The organism is Niallia oryzisoli (assembly GCF_043641075.1).
Taxonomy (GTDB): domain Bacteria; phylum Bacillota; class Bacilli; order Bacillales; family Cytobacillaceae; genus Bacillus_BD; species Bacillus_BD oryzisoli_A.
In genome coordinates this window covers 150,680-172,351 of sequence record NZ_JBHZRC010000008.1, presented here as the reverse complement: position 1 = coordinate 172,351, position 21,672 = coordinate 150,680, and the positions used below count along the sequence as shown (strand labels likewise).

17 protein-coding genes are annotated in these 21,672 nt (G+C 40.3%); 1 reads left to right on the top strand and 16 read right to left on the bottom strand.

Going from position 1 to position 21,672, the window contains the following annotated elements:
* Window positions 1-105: 105 nt before the first annotated feature.
* The 11 genes from ACHUFV_RS19945 to ACHUFV_RS19895 form a co-directional block, all read right to left on the bottom strand.
* A complete protein-coding gene (locus tag ACHUFV_RS19945; protein WP_394237180.1) occupies window positions 106-1,386 on the bottom strand; it encodes a Rieske 2Fe-2S domain-containing protein in 1,281 nt (426 codons plus the stop codon).
* A gap of 359 nt (window positions 1,387-1,745) precedes the next feature.
* Window positions 1,746-3,053, bottom strand: coding sequence for a TRAP transporter large permease (locus ACHUFV_RS19940; protein WP_394237178.1), 1,308 nt, complete (start codon window positions 3,051-3,053; stop codon window positions 1,746-1,748).
* 14 nt (window positions 3,054-3,067) lie between these two features.
* Window positions 3,068-3,631, bottom strand: coding sequence for a TRAP transporter small permease (locus ACHUFV_RS19935; RefSeq protein ID WP_394237177.1), 564 nt, complete (start codon window positions 3,629-3,631; stop codon window positions 3,068-3,070).
* A 59-nt stretch (window positions 3,632-3,690) separates the two neighbouring features.
* The gene (gene dctP, locus ACHUFV_RS19930; protein WP_394237176.1) at window positions 3,691-4,716 is read right to left on the bottom strand and encodes a TRAP transporter substrate-binding protein DctP; all 1,026 of its coding nucleotides are present in this window, start codon (window positions 4,714-4,716) and stop codon (window positions 3,691-3,693) included.
* 62 nt (window positions 4,717-4,778) lie between these two features.
* A complete protein-coding gene (locus tag ACHUFV_RS19925; protein WP_394237174.1) occupies window positions 4,779-6,053 on the bottom strand; it encodes a Rieske 2Fe-2S domain-containing protein in 1,275 nt (424 codons plus the stop codon).
* Between the two features lie 297 nt (window positions 6,054-6,350).
* The gene (locus tag ACHUFV_RS19920; protein WP_394237173.1) at window positions 6,351-7,586 is read right to left on the bottom strand and encodes a dipeptidase; all 1,236 of its coding nucleotides are present in this window, start codon (window positions 7,584-7,586) and stop codon (window positions 6,351-6,353) included.
* A 30-nt stretch (window positions 7,587-7,616) separates the two neighbouring features.
* Window positions 7,617-8,993, bottom strand: a complete 1,377-nt coding sequence (locus tag ACHUFV_RS19915) for a hypothetical protein (protein WP_394237171.1) — start codon at window positions 8,991-8,993, stop codon at window positions 7,617-7,619.
* 104 nt (window positions 8,994-9,097) lie between these two features.
* Window positions 9,098-10,312 carry a CaiB/BaiF CoA transferase family protein gene (locus ACHUFV_RS19910; RefSeq protein WP_394237170.1) on the bottom strand — a complete coding sequence of 405 codons (1,215 nt, stop codon included), beginning with the start codon at window positions 10,310-10,312 and terminating at the stop codon, window positions 9,098-9,100.
* Between the two features lie 15 nt (window positions 10,313-10,327).
* Window positions 10,328-11,656 carry a CaiB/BaiF CoA transferase family protein gene (locus tag ACHUFV_RS19905; protein WP_394237168.1) on the bottom strand — a complete coding sequence of 443 codons (1,329 nt, stop codon included), beginning with the start codon at window positions 11,654-11,656 and terminating at the stop codon, window positions 10,328-10,330.
* Window position 11,657: 1 nt separating this feature from the next.
* Window positions 11,658-12,110: a Zn-ribbon domain-containing OB-fold protein gene (locus ACHUFV_RS19900; RefSeq protein ID WP_394237166.1), complete on the bottom strand. Its 453-nt coding sequence runs from the start codon at window positions 12,108-12,110 to the stop codon at window positions 11,658-11,660.
* A gap of 33 nt (window positions 12,111-12,143) precedes the next feature.
* A complete protein-coding gene (locus ACHUFV_RS19895; RefSeq protein WP_394237164.1) occupies window positions 12,144-13,322 on the bottom strand; it encodes a thiolase family protein in 1,179 nt (392 codons plus the stop codon).
* A 243-nt stretch (window positions 13,323-13,565) separates the two neighbouring features.
* Here ACHUFV_RS19895 and ACHUFV_RS19890 point away from each other — a divergent pair, with 243 nt between their 5' ends.
* Entirely contained in the window at window positions 13,566-15,521 is a 1,956-nt protein-coding gene (locus ACHUFV_RS19890; protein WP_394237163.1) for a XylR N-terminal domain-containing protein, read from the top strand.
* 84 nt (window positions 15,522-15,605) lie between these two features.
* Here ACHUFV_RS19890 and ACHUFV_RS19885 read toward each other — a convergent pair whose 3' ends face one another.
* From ACHUFV_RS19885 to ACHUFV_RS19865, 5 genes are all read right to left on the bottom strand, one after another.
* Window positions 15,606-16,955: an MFS transporter gene (locus ACHUFV_RS19885; RefSeq protein WP_394237161.1), complete on the bottom strand. Its 1,350-nt coding sequence runs from the start codon at window positions 16,953-16,955 to the stop codon at window positions 15,606-15,608.
* A gap of 294 nt (window positions 16,956-17,249) precedes the next feature.
* On the bottom strand, window positions 17,250-17,909 hold the full coding sequence (locus ACHUFV_RS19880) for a YczE/YyaS/YitT family protein (RefSeq protein ID WP_394237159.1): 660 nt from the start codon (window positions 17,907-17,909) through the stop codon (window positions 17,250-17,252).
* A gap of 165 nt (window positions 17,910-18,074) precedes the next feature.
* Window positions 18,075-19,988, bottom strand: a complete 1,914-nt coding sequence (locus ACHUFV_RS19875) for a XylR N-terminal domain-containing protein (protein WP_394237157.1) — start codon at window positions 19,986-19,988, stop codon at window positions 18,075-18,077.
* A 1-nt stretch (window position 19,989) separates the two neighbouring features.
* The gene (locus ACHUFV_RS19870) at window positions 19,990-20,277 is read right to left on the bottom strand and encodes a hypothetical protein (protein WP_394237155.1); all 288 of its coding nucleotides are present in this window, start codon (window positions 20,275-20,277) and stop codon (window positions 19,990-19,992) included.
* 76 nt (window positions 20,278-20,353) lie between these two features.
* The gene (locus tag ACHUFV_RS19865; RefSeq protein WP_394237153.1) at window positions 20,354-21,436 is read right to left on the bottom strand and encodes an LLM class flavin-dependent oxidoreductase; all 1,083 of its coding nucleotides are present in this window, start codon (window positions 21,434-21,436) and stop codon (window positions 20,354-20,356) included.
* Window positions 21,437-21,672: the final 236 nt, after the last annotated feature.

The window sequence follows — 21,672 nt, the reverse complement described above, 5'->3', positions numbered from 1 at the left end:
TAAGCTCAATAAAAAATGCTATCGAAAAGAGGTTGCCCGAATAAAATGGCTAATCGTTTGCCTTTCAATCCCTACCTAATAGTACTGCCACCAAATTTCTTCAGATTAAGACTTCACTTCCTGCTCATCCTGTTTAAACTGATCCTGCATTGGGAAGGCCTCCTGCCAGGATTTTTCGTTGCTATCATAAAGTCCTGCACTGTACAGATTTTTCAGAGAAGCATTTTCTAATGCCATTGGCTTCTGGCCTTCTTGGAATGCTTTTACCTGCTGAAGCAATAAGCGGCGCATATGAATGATTGGCAGATCACTTGTTCCAAGATGTTCTTTGGAGCGGTCAACAATCGGTCCCATTGTTTCAGTTGCCGCATGATCCTGGTTCGCGATTCCGCGGATACCAGTAAAATTTCCTGTCTTTTGCAGTTCACGATCCTGTGCATATTCATTTTCAAGACTGATTTGCTTTTTGAAATGCTCATCAAGCTTCAAGCCGCGGCGATCATGATTGGCCTGCACATCAATCGGGCGATTATGGGAAAATTGAACATCCCATGACCATGTGCTGTAATCATCCCTTGGAATGAACGCATGCCACATGCCATCTTCACCCTCAAATCGTGGCGGATAGGTATAGAACGGGAAGATGTAGTGAATTTCCATAAAGGCATTGTCTGTTTCATTCCCAATCCCTACTGCAATACAACGCTTTCCGTAATTTGCATCCTCTACATCCTGTTTAACCGGTGGATTTTTCACAAGCGGGTGGTTCGGGTCAATTCCTAAATCCGTACTTAGAATTCCTTCTCCTGTCTCCTGCTTGCCATGTGCTTTGTGAAGAAATGCTGCATGTACATAATCCAGGTCATTTTCCATTACCTGTGCATAGTTACATTCCTGCCACACTCGTTCTGACATCGTATTTTCATCAGGTAGCCCCATCCAATAGAACTCAGGGAAATCCGGCTGCTCCTCCTCTGGTCCCATGTAAGTCCAAATCATGCCTTTAACCTCTTTAACCGGATAATTTTTGATTTTGATTTTCTTTCTGAACTTCGGATCGCCTTCCTCTGACGGGATTTCCGTACAATCACCATTCGTGTCGAACTTCCAGCCATGATACATACAGCGGATGCCGCACCCATCATTGATGCCGTAATAAAGAGACGTCCCGCGGTGTGGGCAGGCTTCCTCCATCAAGCCGACTTTCCCTTCTGTATCACGAAATGCGATTAATTCCTCCCCAAGTAGCTTCACACGCTGTGGCTTTCCATCAGGTTGTAACTCATCAGACTTTAATGCCGGAATCCAATAACGGCGGAACAGCTCACCCATTGGTGTACCCGGGCCCGTACGAGTTAATAAATAATTATCTTGTTTTGTCAACATGATTTCATTACCTCCTAATTTATCGTAAGATTATTTTCTGAAAATTTAAATTATAATTATATATTAGTGAAATAAATGATTAGATACAATGTATGAATAGGTTAGAAATTAATACACTTGTTCAACCGAATCATACAGTATGCCTTTTTCTTCACTCGATTAAGGCATCTTTTGCATTAGGAAACCATGAAAATCGCCATCCAGATTCATAGTATTTATCTTTAAAACTCCAAATAAAAAGAACATCTCACTCTAAATGAAATGTTCCTGTTTATCATAAAAACTGGGGTGGCTCCATTACTTCTACTAATTAAAAGTAATGGAGCCACCCCCTGTCGACTTATCAATAAATCTTAACTCTATGTCTTTATTAAGCTAGGCAGCCACAACGTAATCTCAGGAAATGCGATTAATATGACAAGTGCTACAACAAACAAGGCAACAAAAGGAATGGCAGACTTATAAATCGCACTCATTTTGTAGTTACTTACGGATTTTAGGACAAACAATCCCAATCCAAATGGAGGACTAATTGCTCCAACCTCAACAGCTATCAAAACAAGGGTTGAAAACCAGTAAAGATCAAATCCAAGGGTCATAGCTACCGGTGTAAAGATTGGCAATACAATCATGATAATAGCCAAACCTTCCATAAATGTACCCATGATAAGAATAACAAACAACATTAAACTTAAAAGTACGATTGGAGCAATGTCTAGACCTGCAATTAAACGAATCATCTCTTGGGTAGCTCCTGAAAAAGCAAGGATTTGACTAAAGGCAGTAGATCCTGTCACAATCATTAAAATCATGACGGAGATTTTCATTGTGCCCTTGAAGGCATTTACTAAACTCTCTTTAGTTAATTTTCGATAAGCTGCCGCAAGGATTAGACTTCCAAAGGCACCCAGTGCTGCTGATTCAGTTGGTGAACTGATTCCTAACAAAATTAAGCCGATGACAAGGAATAAAATGAATCCTAACGGAAGGACATATTTAATCGTATCAACAACTTTTTCTTTCAACGTTATTTTTTCCGTTGAATAGGCAGGTGCTAAGTGCGGCTGAGTCCTTGCCCGAATAATAACGTATAGTGCAAATAAAGCGGCGACTAATATTCCTGGTAAAATAATAGCAATCATAAAGGTACCAATGGAAACTTTGGAGATGGACGCTAGCAATACACCTAAAGCACTAGGTGGAATGAGGACAGCCAACCCACCACTGCCCAAAATAGGACCTAAAGCTAATTCATTTTTGTAGCCTTTCTTTTCCATCTCAGGCAGTAGTGTAGAACCCAAAATCGCCGTAGTGGAGGCGGAGGAACCCGTTAACGTGGAAAGCGCTGTTCCACCTCCAACAGCAATGAGACTTAGCCTGCCTGGAATTTTACCAAACCATTTATCAATCGTATTAATGAGGTTTCCTGCTAGGCCAGCATGGAACATGATTTCACCCATTAATACGAAGAGAGGGATAGGAATTAAAGAGAAATTGACTAGTGAGTCTTTGATGCTCATGACAAGCTGATCCATTCCTTCCATTCCCCAAAACGCTAGTGCTCCGCCAATATTTACGAGAATAAAAGCAAATGCCACTGGGACTCTCATAAACATAAGCGTGAGCAGGCTGAATAATATAATAATCAGTACTAACCACCATTCCATACCTTCACCACCTCTTATACATTTGTTTTAGGGTTAATACTTACATCCCTATTGATATTGGTAGTTGCTTTCTTCGTATCGATGGTTTCAGCCGGAACCTTAACTGTCACTAACAAATATCCTTTACGGAAAAATTCAAACAGCAATAACAGACTCCCAATCGGAATAATCATTACTACATAGGCAAGCGGGGTTTTTACGACTGAGAGGCTCCTTACATCGTTACTATACAAATCCCATGTAACACCTATACCGTAATATACTAAGACAAGACTTAATAGGATCCCGGAAATAACAATAATGTAATCTAGAAATTTAATACTTTTTTCCTGCAGATATTCCTCGAGTATGTTTACCGAAACATGGCCACCCTCACGTAACAACCATGCAGCTCCTAGAAAGGCAATGTATAACAGTGCATAGCTTGTGTAATCAATCGACCAGCCAAAAGAATAATTGAATAAATTACGTATGATGACTTCAAAGACAACTAGGCCCATCATGAAAGCAATCATCCACATCCCAATAGCGGCGAATATATTTTCAATCTTATCTAACCACTTAAAGAATGTTTTCAAACTACCGCCTCCTTCTATTAATTGAAAAGGGATAGTAACTATCCCTTTTCATAGAGAGTTTATTTATTTAACAGCTCCTTTAATTCCTTGACAGTAGCTTTATCAATATTCTGCTCTAGCGATTTCCATGTCTGTTCTTTGATATGCTTTTGTAATAAATCACGATCCTTCTGACTAATATCAATTACTTTTACCCCGTCCTCTTTAAGGGCATTCCATTCTTCTTCATTCTTTTCTTTAAAATATTTTGCCATTTCCGTTTCAAATTTTGCTGTTACTTCAATCATTTTCTTCTGTGCTTCGTCAGATAAGCCGTTAAATGAATTAGGATTAATCATGATCATCGTATTTTGATTTAAGAATGGTTCATCGATCACGTATTTCGTAATTTCAGTCCATCCGCTCTCTCTTGGTCCCAATAATGTAAATCCAAATCCTTCTACTAGATTTCTTTCGAGTGATGTATATACATCAGATGGGTGTACGTCAACCTGTACCATTCCCAATTGATCCATCGTTCCATGATAAATCGGGTTTGAACGGAATTTAGCACCCTTTAATTCTGCCAAGCTAGTAACTTCTTTATTACTCCAGAAGTAGAACGGTTCTTCACTTAACCAACGTCCTAAATAGACAACACCATTCTTTTCAAACAATTGGCCTAAGTAATCAAAATAACCATTTTCTCTTTCTTCTGCTGGTGTAAAGGGTGACATTAGCATTGAATCTGATTCAGGCATCAGGTTTGAAAATTGTGATGAGGCATTGAAATTAATATCAACCAAACCATTTTTCACCGCATTAAATTGTTCAGTTGCAGGGATGGATTCCGGACCGCCAGTCCATTCAATTTTCACTTCACCGTCTAATTCCTTTTCAACCATATCGATCCACATCGGGATAATTTCTTTTGTCAGCATATGATCCACTGATAAAAAGGAAATCAGCTTCAATGTTTGTGTCTCCTTGGATTTAGCATCTCCACCGCTGCTGCTTGCTTCTTTGCTTGAACCTGAAGAACAACCAGCAAGGATTGTAAATGTGAGCAGTACAATCGTAAGTATTGCTATGGGCCATTTTTTCATATTTCTTCTCTCCTGACGATTAATTTTTTAGATAACATTAAGAACCTTACAAATGGACATTTTTACTTCATGACATTAGAACTTTTATCAAATCTTTCTTTTAACGGAAATGCTTCTTGCCAGGACTTCTCCTTCGGTGCATAGAGCCCCTCGCTCAGTAACGTTTGCAGTGACTGATTTTCAAGTGTCAATGGATCTTTCCCCTCTTGTAAATCGTTAACAGTATCCAACAGCATTTTCCGCATATGAATTATCGGAAGATCACTTGTCCCTAAATGTTCCGTAGAACGATCAACAATGGTTCCCATACTCTCAGTCGCAGCGTGGTCCTGTGTGGCAATACCGCGAATTCCGCTAAAGTTAAGTGTCTTCATCAAGGTTTGATCCTGTTCATAGTCATTCTCTACATTCCGTAACTTTCGATGGTTTTCATCCACTAATAAACCTCTTCGAATATGTTGTGTTTCGACATCAATTGGATTATGATGAGCAAACTGGATATCCCAGCTCCATGTGCTTTCATCATCTCGAGGGATAAACGCATGGAACATTCCATCTTCACCTGCAAACCTTGGTGGATAGGAATAAAACGGGAAAATATAATGAATTTCCATATAAGCGTTATTTACCTCGTCCCCAATCCCCACTGCCACACAACGTTTTCCGTAATTGGTATCCTGTACAGCCTGCTTTACTGGAGGATTTTTCACTAACGGATGATCAGGATTAATCCCTAAATCCGTACATAAGACATTCTCTTGTATATCTTGATTAATGAGGGCTTTATGTAGAAAGGCGGCATGGACAAAATCTAAATCATTTTCTATTACTTGAAGATAATTACAGTCCTGCCACACTCGTTCAGCCATTAAATTTTCCTGCGGAAGCTTCATCCAATAAAAGTTTGGTACAGGTGGCATCTTTTCTTTAGGACCCATATAAGTCCAAATAATACCGTTTTGCTCATGGATAGGATATGACTTTAATTTTATTGATTTCTTTAGTTTGTCAGTTGGCTCTGATGGAATATCAACACAATGGCCATCTACATCAAATTTCCATCCGTGATACATACAGGTTAAACCACAGCCATTATTGATTCCGTAATACAAGGATGTTCCTCTATGAGGACAGGCTTCATCCATTAGACCCACTTCACCATGCGAGTCGCGAAACGCAATTAAATCTTCACCTAATAATTTCACACGTTTTGGCTTCCCGTCTTGATCCAGTTCATCGGAACAAAGGGCCGGAATCCAATAGCGGCGAAATAATTCACCCGTTGGTGTACCTGGTCCTGTACGAGTTAACAACTGATTATCTGTTTTTGATAACATGTAAAGCCCCCTAACTTTTTATGATAATTCTGAATATTTAAATAGTAGTTTTATACTAATCAATTATCGTTTTTCAAACAATGTAGCTTTAGGTAGGGAAAATTCTTTTTTTATAACCTAAACATATAGTAATTTTAAAAGTTAATTTAGAGTTGGGATAAAATATGCCCTTTACAAGCTATTTTAAAATACTGATTATCTTCCCTTCGGGTCCACGAATATCCATTCATCTAACTTCATACACACAAAAAACATCCCTATAAAATAGAGATGTTCTTACTTTGATCATGATTCCGATTAAGTTAATATATCTTGTAAAACCCGCAATGCATTGCCGCCAATGATCTTTTGAATATCGTGAATGCTATAGTTTTGTGTAATCATCCATTTCATCATATTTTTCGTGGCCTCGGTTGGATTTTCCAATCCTATCACACAGGAGGATTCCTCGAAATGTTCCCCATGCGATTCACTAAGGGACAACAGATCATCAAATGCATGCTGTAATCCCACATGATCTCCAAAGAACGTATCAGGACCTAGCCCCACATGGTCGACCCCAACAAGGTCAATTAAATACTCCAGATGCTCCATAACAGACTCTATCGTATGTTCATTTGGGTTCTTTGCTGAGAGAGTCGTATTGGGTGCTGCACAAACCCCGATAACGCCTCCCTTTTCTGCACAGGCCTTTAATACCTCATCCGATTTCATTCTTGGGGAATTCCAAACCGCTCGCGCACCCGCATGTGTAATAAACACCGGTACGTCACTTGCCCCAATCACGTCCAGGCTTGTCTGATCCCCGCAATGCGAGATATCAATGACCATCCCCAAGGTGTTCATTCTTTCCACGACCTTATAGCCGAATCTTGTTAACCCACCGTCCTGTTTTTCCATTAAACCAGAGCCTAATGTATTGGCTTCATTATAGGTAATCCCCAGACATCGGATCCCTAGACCATATAAAACATCAACACGATCCACTTCATTTTCTAAAATACTTGCTGCTTCCAATGAAGGCAGAATGGCCATTCGATTTGACCCTTTTGCATCCAACAAATCTTGATAATTTCGGGCAATATAAACGGTATCCTGTTTTGCCATATCACAATAGCGTATTCCTAATGTTAAAATGACATCATCCCACTTTAAGCCATTTGATGAGGTCAGAATGGAGATTCCATCCATAAAGTTCTCGAATAACACGTCTACTCCGGATAAGGCCAGCCCTTCATAGTCAAATGCTGTGTGGAGTTGGCGACAATAAGGAATAATGTCCTCCTGGTTCTTGGGGACCACAAAACCATGATCCCTAAGAGAGACAATCGGGTAGTATTTTAATAGAGTCTCAAAAACCCTTTCCTGATCCTCTCTAAGCTTTATCTCTACTGTCTGCCGATATTTCTCTGACTGTGGCAGTTGAACCGGCTTATAATCCTTTCCAGGAGTTAAGTATTGAAAGGATTGATATCCATCAAATTGCTTTCCAATCCTGCCTTTCACTTCACTTTTTTGCGGCGTCATCACCATATTTCTACCTCCAAAGAAGTTTATAAAAAATTACAAAAGAAAATAACCGATTGATATGCCAATGGCTCCGAAAAGTAAGGAGAAAGGCAAATTATGTAACGTAATCCGGTAGGGGTTTTGCTGGGTTGCCACAGAAGTCATGGTAACCGTAACCCCATAGGCTCCAACAGTTGCGGTAGCCAGTGCACTTGTGATTACCACGATTCCAATACTAACCGGATTGATCACCCCATATAGAGGTTGGATTACGTCAAATAAAACCCCTATCGTGGCGATTGCATGTACACCGATTAACCCGCCCAGTAAAAAAACAACCTGAATAAAAATTAAAATCAGTATGGGATATTCACTAAAGGCAAGAAACGGCGCCTTTATCACATCATGAAAGGAAGTCTTACTTAAACTGTTGGAAAAGAGTGAAAGAGAAAGAAACAGGACAATAAAATTCTGCATTTTATTTGTACGTTCCCTCCAATTCCTCCAACCAACTACCTTAAAGCTCTTCCATCTCTTCAAAAGAAGCGCCCAGCTTAGAGAGAACACCGGAATCACAATGGCTACAGATAAAATAAAACTCAGTTGCAAAAGGCTCCCTGTCAGCACCACAACGAATAAAAAAATGGCTAAAGCCATCACTAATTTCATGATTTGAATGACCATTTTCTTGGCATGTATCTTTTGATTTACCCCTTCATCGTGTGCAACGTTTATCGAGCGAAAGCTTCTATTCCCGATAATCCAATCAAGAGAAATGACAAGTAAGGAGCAGAGTAACAGCCAGGGCAATAAGGATAAATAACTGATACCGGTTGAATCCACCGTTATGGCCACGATAATCTCTGTCGGGCTCCAGATTAATGCAACAGCTAATGCTCTAAGTGTCGTCTTACTAATAAAGATTTTCCTTGTTTTTTGCGGGATATTTTGCAGGCTTGCTTGTAATACCTCCTGCGATAGGGTTAAGGCAGATATATTAATAAATCCTGTTAATAGATAGGTTGTCATCGAACTCCTAACATATAGATTTCCTAAATTCTCTACTTTCCCTTTCATTAATTCATTGAGCCTTCGATCAAATCGGCCTGCATGTACTACACTTGTCATCAAGGGAAGCACGGTTAACAAAGAAAGAAGGGACATGTTTGAAGACATATACAACGGAAGATGAACGATAGGCAGGCCGGCATTCATATAAAATAGAAGTCCTGTAAAACTAAAAATGAGGCAGAGAATTTTAAAGAGTGTACTTGCTCCCTTGAACGAGATCAGGATGAGCAGAATGGCCATAACGCCAATCACGTACTGGAGCTCTTCGTTCGGTACAAAAATCGTAACTATGTAAAGGGTAAAGGTAAGGGTGTACAGAATATATACATACTGATTCATCCATGAAATGACTATCCCCACGAAGTTACCCCCCTTTATTTTCAAACACATCAAGCAATACCAAAATCTCCGTAGTTAATGAGTTGACTGGTCCATCAACTCATTAACTGAATAGAATTTCACTATTAGTTTGAAAGATTAGAGGTTCTTAGATTGATAGAGTATTCCTCATTGTGTTCCCCTAATAATGGCGGTCTCTTACTAATACCCCAAGGGGTTTCATGGAGTTTATACGGAGCACCTGGGTAAGTAAACGATTCATTTACCTCAGGGTGATATACGGATGCAAAGACCTTTCGATCCTCACGTAAATGTTTATCATGTATCATATCTTCCGGTGCACGGACTGGTGCCCACGGCAGGCCGATACTTTGTGCTTTATGATAAATATATTCCGAATCAAATTGAATACAGAAACGTTCTAACACATCTGTTACATGCTCCATACGCTGTGCACGGTACTTATCATCCACATATCTTTCGTCCGCCAAATCCTCTTCAAGCTGATAGGAGGACAGCCAAGAAACCAAACCTTTCCAACGCTTTGTATCCAAATACGTATTTAAAACGAGAATGTATTTGTCATCCTTACATTTCAGATTCCAGCGTACAGAACGATTTGGTAAGGCATGCCGGCCTGTTTGGCGGATGACATGCTCCTTTTGATAAATCCAATATGGAAGAGACATCTCAGTAGAGACCGTTACACAATCATGAACGGATATATCTATGAATTTGCCTTCCTTTTTAAAATCACGATGCAAGAGGGCGCTCACAATTCCCATCGCGGCAAAATATCCTGCTAAATGATAGGATTGGCCACCGGTTGGGGCAATAGGTGGTGCGTCAGGAACATCATCATAGCCGGTAACTGCCATAATGCCGCCTAGTGCTAATTGGACAATGTCAGATGATTGGTATTGACTCCATGGTCCTTCCTGGCCAAAAGGAGTAACAGAACAATAGACGAGTGTTGGAAACCTCTTTGACAAAGTAACGTAATCCAAACCCCATTCCTTCATTTGACCTGGTTTATTTCCCTCAAGAATAACATCTGCATCATGAAGCAGCTGGGTCACCTTTTCCTGTCCCTCTTTTGTCTCGAGCTGTAATGTGATTGATTTCTTAGATGTATTATAGTTCCAAAAATACAAGCTCCCATTTTGATCGGGAATATCTTTGTAAAATGGTCCTATCTTTCTTGATGGAGCACCTTCCTTTGGCTCCACCTTGATCACTTCTGCTCCCATATCTGCTAGTAACTTTCCAGCAAATTGGGTCAACTGATCTCCTATCTCAAGTACGGTTATTCCTTTTAAAGCTGCCTTCTCCACCATCATTTCACTCCCTCCCTTTTACCATAATGGCCTGACCGCTTTAAACGACTCTTTTGGCATATCCAATGGCCAGAAAACACCCTGTGTATCTAATAATTCAATTTCTTCATTTGAATAATCTAGGATTTCTTTTAACACAAAATCATTATCCTCACCCATGAGTGGAGCAGATTTACGAATAAAAGGGGATGATTGAGACATTTTAATCGGAACACCTTCTACTAATCTTTCACCTAAGAGCGGATGTTGAACCGTTTCAAACAAGCCTCTAAAACTTAATTGAGGGTCATATTCCACAATATCCTCATTCTGTTGGACGGCAGCAGCCACTAAGTCATATTTCTGCAATGCTTCCATTACAGCATACTTACTAAGCTTGCGTGTAAACTCTCCAATATGTTGATCTAGCTCATCCTGATGTTGAATACGCCCTGTTAAACTTGAGAATTTCGAATCATTTGCCCACTCGGGCTTGCCGATTGCTTCCTTGAATCGTTCCCATTCCTCATCATTGTAAATAGCAATGACACAATAATCATTCGGTCCATCACCCGCACAGCGATAGGTATTTTGCGGGCAGGCGATCGCTCCCCTAAAATCTGATTTGTTTCCATCAGCGGAAAGGGTCGAACGATTCCCTGTTGGAAAATCCGGCCTATTGGAGGAACGGCCGTTGACAAAGTAATCTAATAGGTTGGTACCGACCAAAGGCAATGCTGTTTCAACCTGTGAAATATCAATATATTGACCTTCACCTGTCCGATTCTTATAGAGTAGGGCTGTTAAGACAGAATAGGCCCCCGTATAGCCAGCAACAATGTCTAAAATTGAATAGCCCCAGCCGCTAGGGTGCTTATCTGGCAAGCCGGAAATATAGGTCATGCCGGATAATGCAGCCGCCGTCGGACCCCATGTGCCATAATTTTTTTGTCTCCCCGTATGGCCTAATCCGGAGATACTCATATAGATAATTCCTTCATTGATTTCTTTCAAAGATTCATAATCCAGTCCCCATTTTTCAAACACACCGGCACTAAAGTTTTCTGTAATAATATCTGACTTTCGAATCAGCTCTTTCACAATATTCATGCCTTCAGCGGATTTGATATTAACGGTAAAGCTTCGTTTCCCAACATTTAAGCTGTTAAAAAACGCTCCATTATCCAGGCCCGGCTCATCATCCTTGGCATACATGGAAAACCGCATCATATCAGGTGTCTTTGGCCACTCTACTTTAATGACCTCAGCACCCATGGAAGCCAATATTCTTGTTGTCGTTGAGCCTGAAACACTCCAGGTAAAATCAAGAACGCGAATGCCAGTTAAGAGATCCTGTTGGACGTTCATGTTATATCCCTCCATTCACAGGCTTCCATTGAACCAATGTGACTTCATCATCGACTTTTTCAAATGCCGCTTCCATTTCCATACCTATCTTTACTTTTGTTGGGTCCATTCCGACTGTATTTCCAAGAAACCTTACTCCATCCCCGACATCAACAACAACAAGTGCATATGGGATTTGATCATTAAAATAAGGATAAAAGGATCGATGAACAATATTAAATGTGTAAATAACCCCTCTTGTTCCTACCTCAACCCACTTGACCTCAGCTCCGGGTTCATATGGAGATAAAAACCTCGGCGGCCAGATTTTCTTTCCAGTAGCTGTACATTCCTGGACAAACAGCTTGCCTTCTCTTGTTCCTTCCCAAAAAGGCTTATATAAGTTCCAATCACGTGACCAATCAGAATCTCTATTTGGTAAAGGCCTAATGGCCTGCAGTTCTACATGATTCATTTTAACAACCCCTCTTTCCATTCATTCATCGATTTAATTGTGTAAAATGGCAATGGAGCCATCACCCATATCGCCATACCCTGTCACTAACCCTATTTTTGCATCCTCTACCTGTGCGGCTCCTGCTTCGCCTCGTAACTGATGGACTGCTTCAACCACATGATTAATTCCCACGATATGCGCTTGTGATAATAAGCCTCCATGCGTATTAATCGGCAATTGTCCGCCATACGTAATTCGTCCATTTTTGACAAACTCAGGCGCTTCTCCTCTTTCACAAAAACCCATTTCCTCAATTTGACGTAAGACGATAAACGTAAAGCAATCATAGATTTCAGCAAAATCAATCTCATCTCTTGAGATGCCGGCCATCTCAAAGGCTCTTGGTGCTGCATATTTAATCCCCATGTCTAAAATATCCGGACGAGTTGGCATATCATCAGGCTGGTTCGCATGTCCTTCCGCAATTCCGGCGATATAGACAGGCTTTTTGAAACGGTGGGCATTGCGCTTTGATGTGACAATCACGGCACCAGCTCCATCTACCTCTAAAGAGCAATCGAATAAGCGAAAAGGATTAACTAGCATCGGAGAGTTTTGATAGTCTTCCTCGGTCATAACCCTGCCTTTCATATAGGCCTTGCTATTATTTTGAGCATGCTCGCGGCAGGTCATGGCTACAATTTGCATACCGATTGGGTCTGGATTATATTCATAGAACCAGCGGTTAGCATGTAGGGAGAAATATTGCATTGGAACCATTAAACCGTATGGGTATTCCATATTATCGCGATACTCTGGATTTGGCATAATGGTATTATTAAAATCTAGTATTCTCGGATCCGTTCCTCCTAATCTCGGTCCTGAGAAACCTTTCTGACCAGTCGTGACAACCACGTATTCTGCTACACCATGTTCAACAGCAAGAGCAGCCTGCTGGATGGCTGCAACGGCACTTGCGCCCCCCATTTCGCTTCTACCGCTGAATTTAAGTTCTTTAATCCCTAATCCAGCAACTAAATCTTCACAGCGGACATTATATCTCCATGGATTGATGACACCATCGATTTCAGATGGATGAATTCCAGCATCCTTACAAGCGTTTACAGCGGCTTCCGTTAACAATTGAGTTAATGATTTATCTGTTCCTCTTACGTAATCTGTTTCACCTACCCCGACTATGCAAACCTGATCACTTAATGAACGTCTCATCCTTCATTCCCCTTTACATTTAAATGAAAAACTTCATTTATTTTTGGTGTTTTCCAAATTATTCAGAAAATTAAATTTATATTTACATCTTAATAATTTAAAGGAAAGGAAACAATTCACGATTAGGTAGGAAAAATTGATTTTTACAGCCGAAACGTATAGTTTGTAGTGGTAATTTTTACAGAAAATTCAATCTTTATGTTATGATAGTAATCAATCATCAATTCGTTTGGAGGGCACTAAATGGCGATAAAAGCAAACACACTTACCTTTAGCGATTTATTTAAAATGAACCCTGAGAATGGCAACTTTCTTCGGTCTAACCGAATGTTCATCTCAAGTGCCGATGCCTGGGGTGCGTTAAACAAGGATTTAGTATTAGCTCTAGGAATTGAAAGAGCCAAACGCTTTCTATTACGTTTTGGCTATCAATGCGGTAGGCACGAGGCCTTAATGCTGAAGGACATGTTTAATCAAGAAAGTCATAAGGAATGGATTATGGGAGGTATCACCATGCATGGCATTACCGGTCGGGCAACCTCCGTTCCGATTAAAGTTCATATCGATATCGAAAACCAGGAATTGGATGTGGAAGGATATTGGAAGGATTCTTATGAGGCCCAACACTATTTGCAGCACTTCCCGATTCATTCTGAGCCTGTCTGCTATTTTCTTGAGGGATATGCAAGTGGCTACTGCAGTACCTCTCTGGGAGCAAAGGTGGTGTATCAAGAGGTAGAGTGTATCGGGAAGGGCGATCCACATTGTCGTTTTATTGGAAAAACACTAGATCTTTGGGGGGGTGACATTTCACCTGAATTGGTTGACTATGAACGCGAGGATATTAGGGATGAACTAGATCTAGCACATAAACGAATTGAAAGGCAGAGTGAAATGTTAAAAAGAGGAAACTTGTTAAGTCACCAATTGACAGAAATTGTCTTACAGGGGAAAGGGCTTGACTCGATCGCTCAGACACTCGGCCGCAGCTTGAATTGCGGAATTGTTATTTCTAATAAGGATTTTGATACCCTATCAGAATATGGAGATATTCATGATTATTCCTTAAAAAACATTATTGAGAACAAGGAAAATCTTAACGTATCAGACCAGGATAAAATCAATAACATGTTAAAGCAGCAAATTACGATACAGCTTAACTTTTTAAAGGAAATCAATTTTTCCCATTATCCGTTAATCACACCTATCATTGTACAAAACCGTGAGTATGGGTATATTTCGATCATTAAAAATTCAAAAGAAACGGAAGAACTAGAGTCCTCTTTTGCTGAACGAGCAGCAAATATTTGTGCTCTTCATATTCTAAATGAAAAAACAGCTATTGATACAGAGCAGCGAATGAGAGGAGAGCTGCTAGATGAGGTCTTAACGAAGCCAAATTTAGAATCTAACATAACGAAAAAGCTATCACTGCTAGGTTATAAAATTAACAAACCTCATTATGTGTTTATTTTTAGCTTACAAAATCTATCCTTTCAAAAGGATGAATTTGTAATGGATGAAAAAGAAGTCATTATAACTATCCTTAGGAAATATTCATCTCCTATTAAGGGAGAAAATATATTAATCTCGCATTCCTTTGGACAGATTCAGGCCCTGATTTCCGTGGATTTACTTAAGGCTTACAATATGAGTGAAGAGAAATTCGCGGCTACCATTTTAAAAGAAGTGAAAAAGAAATTACCCTCTGCACTCCCACTCATCGGAATAAGCAATATATGTCCAAGTATGTATAAATCCCATGAAGCATACAAACAGGCTAATAAGGCATTGGAAATCGCTCAAATCAATCAGCTTAAACAGCAGGTGTTCTTATTCTCGGCGATTGGACATATCTCAATCCTATTGGATGCGCGAAATCCGCAGGAATTAGAGAACTATGCTGATAGCATCCTAGGCTCCATCTTTGACTACGATAGGCAAAAATCATCTGAGCTGTTGAAAACTCTTTATTTTTATTTAAATAATGAATGTAATTTGCATAAAACCGCCCGCATCCTTAATCTATCAATTGGCGGAATGCGGTACCGCCTTGTAAACATAAAAGAACGATTTAACATCGATATGATGGATTCTGTTACTCGGCGTGAGGTACAAATGGCCTTGGATATCTATATTGCTTTTGGAAAACTATCAGACATCCTATTGGAACAAGGAGAAGATCCGATAGGTCTATGATTTTTCACAAAAAATGTCCTTCACCGATTGGAGGAAGGACATTTCTTTACCCTTACTTAAGCATTCCTGTTTTTATGAACATGATTATGCTTTTACATCTTTCGTCGTATCTATCATCATACTACTTTGGTTGTCTGTACTTACCGCATTTTCATTTGAAAAATTCTTAAGTTTGCTCGTTCCGATAAAGCCAAGAACAGACACTACCGCAATGTAAATTCCGATGGAATAAAAGGTTCCTGTTGCTTGTATCAAATAGGTACAAACCATTGGTGCAATCCCTCCTGCAAAGATGGCAGGAATCTGTGTCCCTAATGAAGCACCGCTATATCGTAAGCGGGCTGGGAATGCCTGTGAAGCTAAAGCTGGAAGAGCCCCCGTCATCGTACAGAAAGGAACCATTGAAATGAGCATGGCGGCTACAATAAGAGAGGACACACCTGTATTGACTAAACCTACAAAGATAAATCCCCAAACAAAGGTTGCAGCAATACCTATCATATAAAGGCGTTTAATTCCCACTTTATCAGAAAGGTAACCAAATAATGGGATGAATAAGCATAATAATAAACTTGCCACGGTATTGGCATTGACCATAAAGGATGAACTTACATTATAATGATTGATACTGTAATTGATTAAGAATGTCGTGTAGATAGCAAATGGCGTATGTTCAGCTAATTTAGCTAATCCAGTATAGAGTACTTGTTTAGGATGTTGTTTCATAACCTCCACAATTGGAAATTTTGAAACGGCTGCCCCATCTTGAACTTTGCGGAATGATGGTGTTTCTGTAATTTTTGCACGAATAATTAGTCCTGCAACTAATAGCAATAAACTTCCTAAAAAGGGAACTCTCCATCCCCATGTATAAAAGCTATCCCCTGCAAGCGTGATACTCAATCCTACAACTGCTGATGATAGAAGCATCCCAGCCCCTACCCCCGCATTGGGAATACTCGCCATAAGCCCTTGCTGCTTCTTCTTTCCCCATTCCATTGATAATAGGATGGAGCCTGCCCATTCGCCTCCAACTCCAACTCCTTGTATTAATCTCATCAAAACAAGAAGGATTGGAGCCCATATTCCAATTGTATCGTAGCTGGGGATTAACCCCATTGCTGCACTGCTCAATCCCATCATCCACAACGTGACTATCAATGCGTTCTTGCGTCCAATTTTATCACCAAAATGACCAAAAATAATTGCTCCTATCGGCCTTGCTAAGAAGCCAGTTGCAAAGGTCGCGAATGATAGAATGGTTGCAATAAACGGGTCTGTATTTGGGAAGAACAATTTGGGAAACACTACAGCAGATGCCATAGCATAAAGCGAAAAGTCATACCATTCGATAATAGCTCCAGAGGTAGACCCTACCAGAGCCCTTCTGGCCATCTTCTTGTCTGAAATTTCACTTCTATTCACGTTAGACATACCAACACCTCCGAAGATTAATAGATTGAGGGGACAAGACTACCCACGTTACTACGTTTGAATGATTTTTCGATTTCTAGTAGGACTTATACTTCCACCCCTTTTTACTATCGTTAAGTTGTAAAATAATTATACTGAAAATTCAGTATCTTCGTATCCTACATATTCTGTAGGAAAATATAGATTATTCTGTATTGTTTGGTTAGAAAAATGCGATTCCCTTGTTAATTAATCGTTTTAGAAAGAAACGTGACGAAAAAACACAGGAACTCCTATGTTTTTTTCACAACATCCTCAACCCTCCTTATTAATCGTTTGAATAACAGTCTGATCCTTTTCAATTAACCTTAGAAAAAGCTGCTCCATTCGAGGGTAAAAGAACGCGACAATGGGGCCAAGCGATACGACCATAATCAACGTACCAATTCCGACAGGCCCGCTTAAGAAAAACGCGAGCAGAACAATCATTGCTGAAAAAATGGTTCTTGATGTCTGCCGTTTCAGATGCCAGATTTCCTCAAGCAGGATGATCATGCCATCAGACGGCGCAGGTGAAAACTTTGCTTGAAGATAAAGTGATATACCTAGACTGATGAAGACTAACCCAAAACAAAGGAACAATATACGACCTGCCAATTGGTCTGGAATATAGACCTGCTTCGAAACATACAGCCACATATCAATACCTAAACCAGTCAAAAAGGAAGTGAGAAAGGCCAGTAAATCAGGCCGGCTGCGTCGGACGACAGCCATAATGGTCACAAAAACAGATCCCATAATAAATTCCCAGCTTCCAACCGTCAGCCCGACGGTTTGCTGCAGGCCAACCTGCATGGATGGCATGGGGGCCGCTCCAAGCTGAGAATTTATCGAGCAGCTGAGTCCAAAGGAGAGCAGCAGAATGCCGATGAGATAGAAGGCAATCCGAATAATCGTATTTCTAGTTAAAGTCAATCCCATCACTCCGTAAGCCTTTCATTTTGAAAAAATAAAGGGCTTCTATTTTTTTATATGAAAATAGAAGCTATGAAAGAGAGGCAAGCTTCTCGATAATAATTTATAATATTCTGGGTACTTTTTAGCTGCGGATGTAAGGTACACACACCTCAGGTTCATTAATTAAATAAGGTTAAAGGCCATATACGTTTGTAATGAGAGCTGTATCTCAAATTTTGATGATGCTTTCGATAAATCAATCTCTATTAGTTCTTCAATGCGATTGATGCGGTATCTCATCCCGCTGATGGAAACATTCATTTCTCGAGCGGTTTTATGGAGATTGCATTCATTTTCAATATAATAATAGAGTGTTCGTAACAGCTCCGAGGAGTTCTTTTCATCATAGGCCTTCAGGTTTGATAGAAACTCATGAGCATACTCCAATAATTCCTCGGGCTGCCTTGCATCCATTAAGATCATAATATGCCCTAACTCATCTGCATGGACGACACCGTAATTGGCTGCATTCATAACCCTGTTTTTTGCTTTCGCCATGTCAATCGCCTTTTTGGCCTCTTTAAATTTTTTCCCGTACTGGCCAACATCCTTACAAAGCTTGCTGACTCCGATATAGTACGGGTTCTTTTCATTATTGAGATTGACCATTTCATAGCAGACCTGGGCAAATTGCTTGATCGTTGTCTTTTTCTTGTCGAGGTACTCTGTGGGTATTAGGATAGCGGCACGATTATACTTCACTAGCTTGACAAAGTTCGTATTGTAATGCATTTCCTCTCGGTTAAAATAGTCCATGATGTTCTTCACGGTACTTTGTGTTTTATTCTCATCATGGGTAAAAACCTCTGTATCCTGAAAATCTATAATTACAACATATTGCGGCTGGTTGATGTTATAGCCAAAGTAGGAGAAACGTTTGATAATATTATCAGGGTCAATTTCTCCTTTAAAAAGCTCCTCCAAGAGGTCTCCCTTCATGCTTTCCTCTGTTTGAATGGCCGTCCGCTCATTTAACATTTTAACGGCGCAGATACTGGCTGCCCTTTCTAAAAAGTCAATCTCAGCATCGCCAAAGCTTCTCCCTTCTCGTACGATGGAGATATAACCATAGACATCATTTTGAATAATAATCGGGGAAATTAGGATATGCTGGTGGGTCTCTAGTGTAAAGGCTTCTGTTTGCGTCAAGCTGCGGTTATGACATTGCTTTTCAATGAAGGCTTCGATCTTCTTTAACTCATCTGGCTTCTCTTCATCGCTATAGCCTTCATGAACAGAATGTGCGATATAATCAACATATTGGTTATGGATGAAGACTGGAGTTTTCAATTCATTCGCCAGCAGCTCAGCAAAAACATCCATCCCTTTCCCCTGTAGCAGGGCCGATGTTAATTTTTTCGTAATCGATGTACCAATATGGAGGATTTCACTTTGTTTTTCGACCCGGCGGTACACGATATCGAGTTCATCTGCGATATCCTGCTCCTCATAATTGATTAGTTCATCCGCAATCTCAGTTCCCCATTCGTCTACTGTCTTAGCGACATAGCGACATTGTTTATCCCCTTTGCCAACACAGTGCGTCTCTTTGAAAATGACCTTTTTCCCGAGACATTCACTGTTATAGCCGCCGCCATACCCCATTAGAAAGTAACAAATCGGCTCATGGTAGAGGGGATAATGCTGCAGATGCTGCTTGGCTTCATAGGAGTCAATCCAGTAGCCGGTCACGTTAAAGGTTCCTTTTTTCATATCAACATGAAATTCTTCCGGATAGGAAAAAACACGGCCTCCGATTTGGTGCATTTGCGAACCGGCCACAACCCAATCGATGTCACTTTCCCACTCAATCATATCCTTTAGCATTCTTGCTTCATGCTTTCCGCAGTTCCATCCATAGCGGAGGAGAAATCGTTTGGCACGCTGAACACCTAACGTATCAATTAAATCCTTACGTAGAACGCCCCAAGCATCTGTACTGGAAAGAATCATTCGCTTTTCCTGAAGGTAATGATCCCCTCCATTATTAAAAAAAGAAAAGATATTTGTTAATGGCTTTTTCTCAGCTGAAGTCAACTCATCCAACCTCTTTTCCCATTTGATTTGACATAAATCCTTCTAAGTAGCTTTTCACGCCTCCCTTGCCAAATTTCTTTATCTCCTGCTGCTGTAAATAATCCAAAAAGTGAAGAATGGCATCACGTCTTGCCTCTATCGCTTGATTGCCGCTTTGATATAACCATTGATCAATCACATTATAGACACCGCGGTTCACACCGTAGCATTCATGACAATAATCAAAGAACGCTTTATCAGGAAGATTTGTTAGTAAAGATTCATTAACAATACGAATGGTCTGAATCATGTTTTGTTTGTCACCTCACTATCCTTGTAAAAAACGCCGTTCCATAAAAATCCCTCTTATGGAACAGCGCTTTTACTTATTTAGAAGCTGTCGTTACTTCATCTTTTTTGATTACCGGTCGAATCCTTTCACTGAAAAGCTGCTGTGTACGGATCGTTTTCCAGTGCTCTAAGCCGCCAAAGGTACAGAGTACAGCAATTTCAGACAGCTCAGGAACAGCGTCAACAACCCTTTGTACCTTTTCCTTGATTTCTTCAGGTGATCCAACCCAAACATACTCTTCATCAATTAGCTGCTGATATGGAATCGTTGCTAATGATTCTAGTGCACCGGAGGCGTAGAAGCCGAAATCCTTCGCCATCATTTCCTCCCGTGAAGGCAGGTCTTTCGATGGTGAGACATTTCCTTTCATAAACTGTAGAATATAGTCCTTTGCTTCGGTACGGGCGCGGTCACCGTCTTCATCTAAGTACAGCGCTTGAACGAAGATAATTTCTGGCTTATTGCCATGCTTCGCACATGCTTCCTTGTATACCTCTAATTGGTGGATCATTTTTTCAAGAGGCAGCATGGGGGTGATTAATACACCGTACCCTTTCCGCCCTGCTACTGCATAGTTAAAATTACTGGCGCCGCCTGTATAGATTTTAGGGTGCGGCATTTGAATGGGTCTTGGTACAACACTGACATTTTCCACATCATAGTACTTCCCATGATACGAGAAGGTTTCCTCCTTCAACGCCAGCTCAAGAATATCTAAGCTTTCATTAAAGCGGCCGCGTGATTCCTCTAATGGAATGGAGGCCTTCGGAAACACCCAGGCATGGCCTCGTCCGATAGCTAATTCAAAGCGACCGCCTGTCAGAATATCAGTGGCCGCCACCTGTCCAGCAAACACCATTGGGTTATGAAGCGGCAATACATGCGAGCATGTTCTGAAGCGAATGTGTTTTGTCCTTTGTGCTGCAGCTGCGAAAAGGGCCATTGGATTGGTTGAAATAGAGAACTCTTCAAACCAATGGTGCTCCAATGTATTAAAGGTAGAAAAACCAGCTTTATCAGCATGTTCAATTTGCTCTAAAACTTCCTTGTAAATTTGTGCATGTGGCTTGTGGTTACTTCTTGGATTTTGCATTTCAACATAGATACCAAATTTCAAGTCAGACTCGCCTCCAACTACTTTACCTATACTAATGATAGAATATTTGGAATATTCACGACACAGCATATTCGGTCTAAATGGAGGTTTGGAGTTAGTACTATTAATACAGTATCAATATTATTAATCATATTCTACTCTATTGTTAGATTATCTTCCAGTATTTTTCTGAATTTTTAGGTAATTATATAATTTCTAAACTATTTCATCATTTTGAAGGGCATGCATCTATTAGG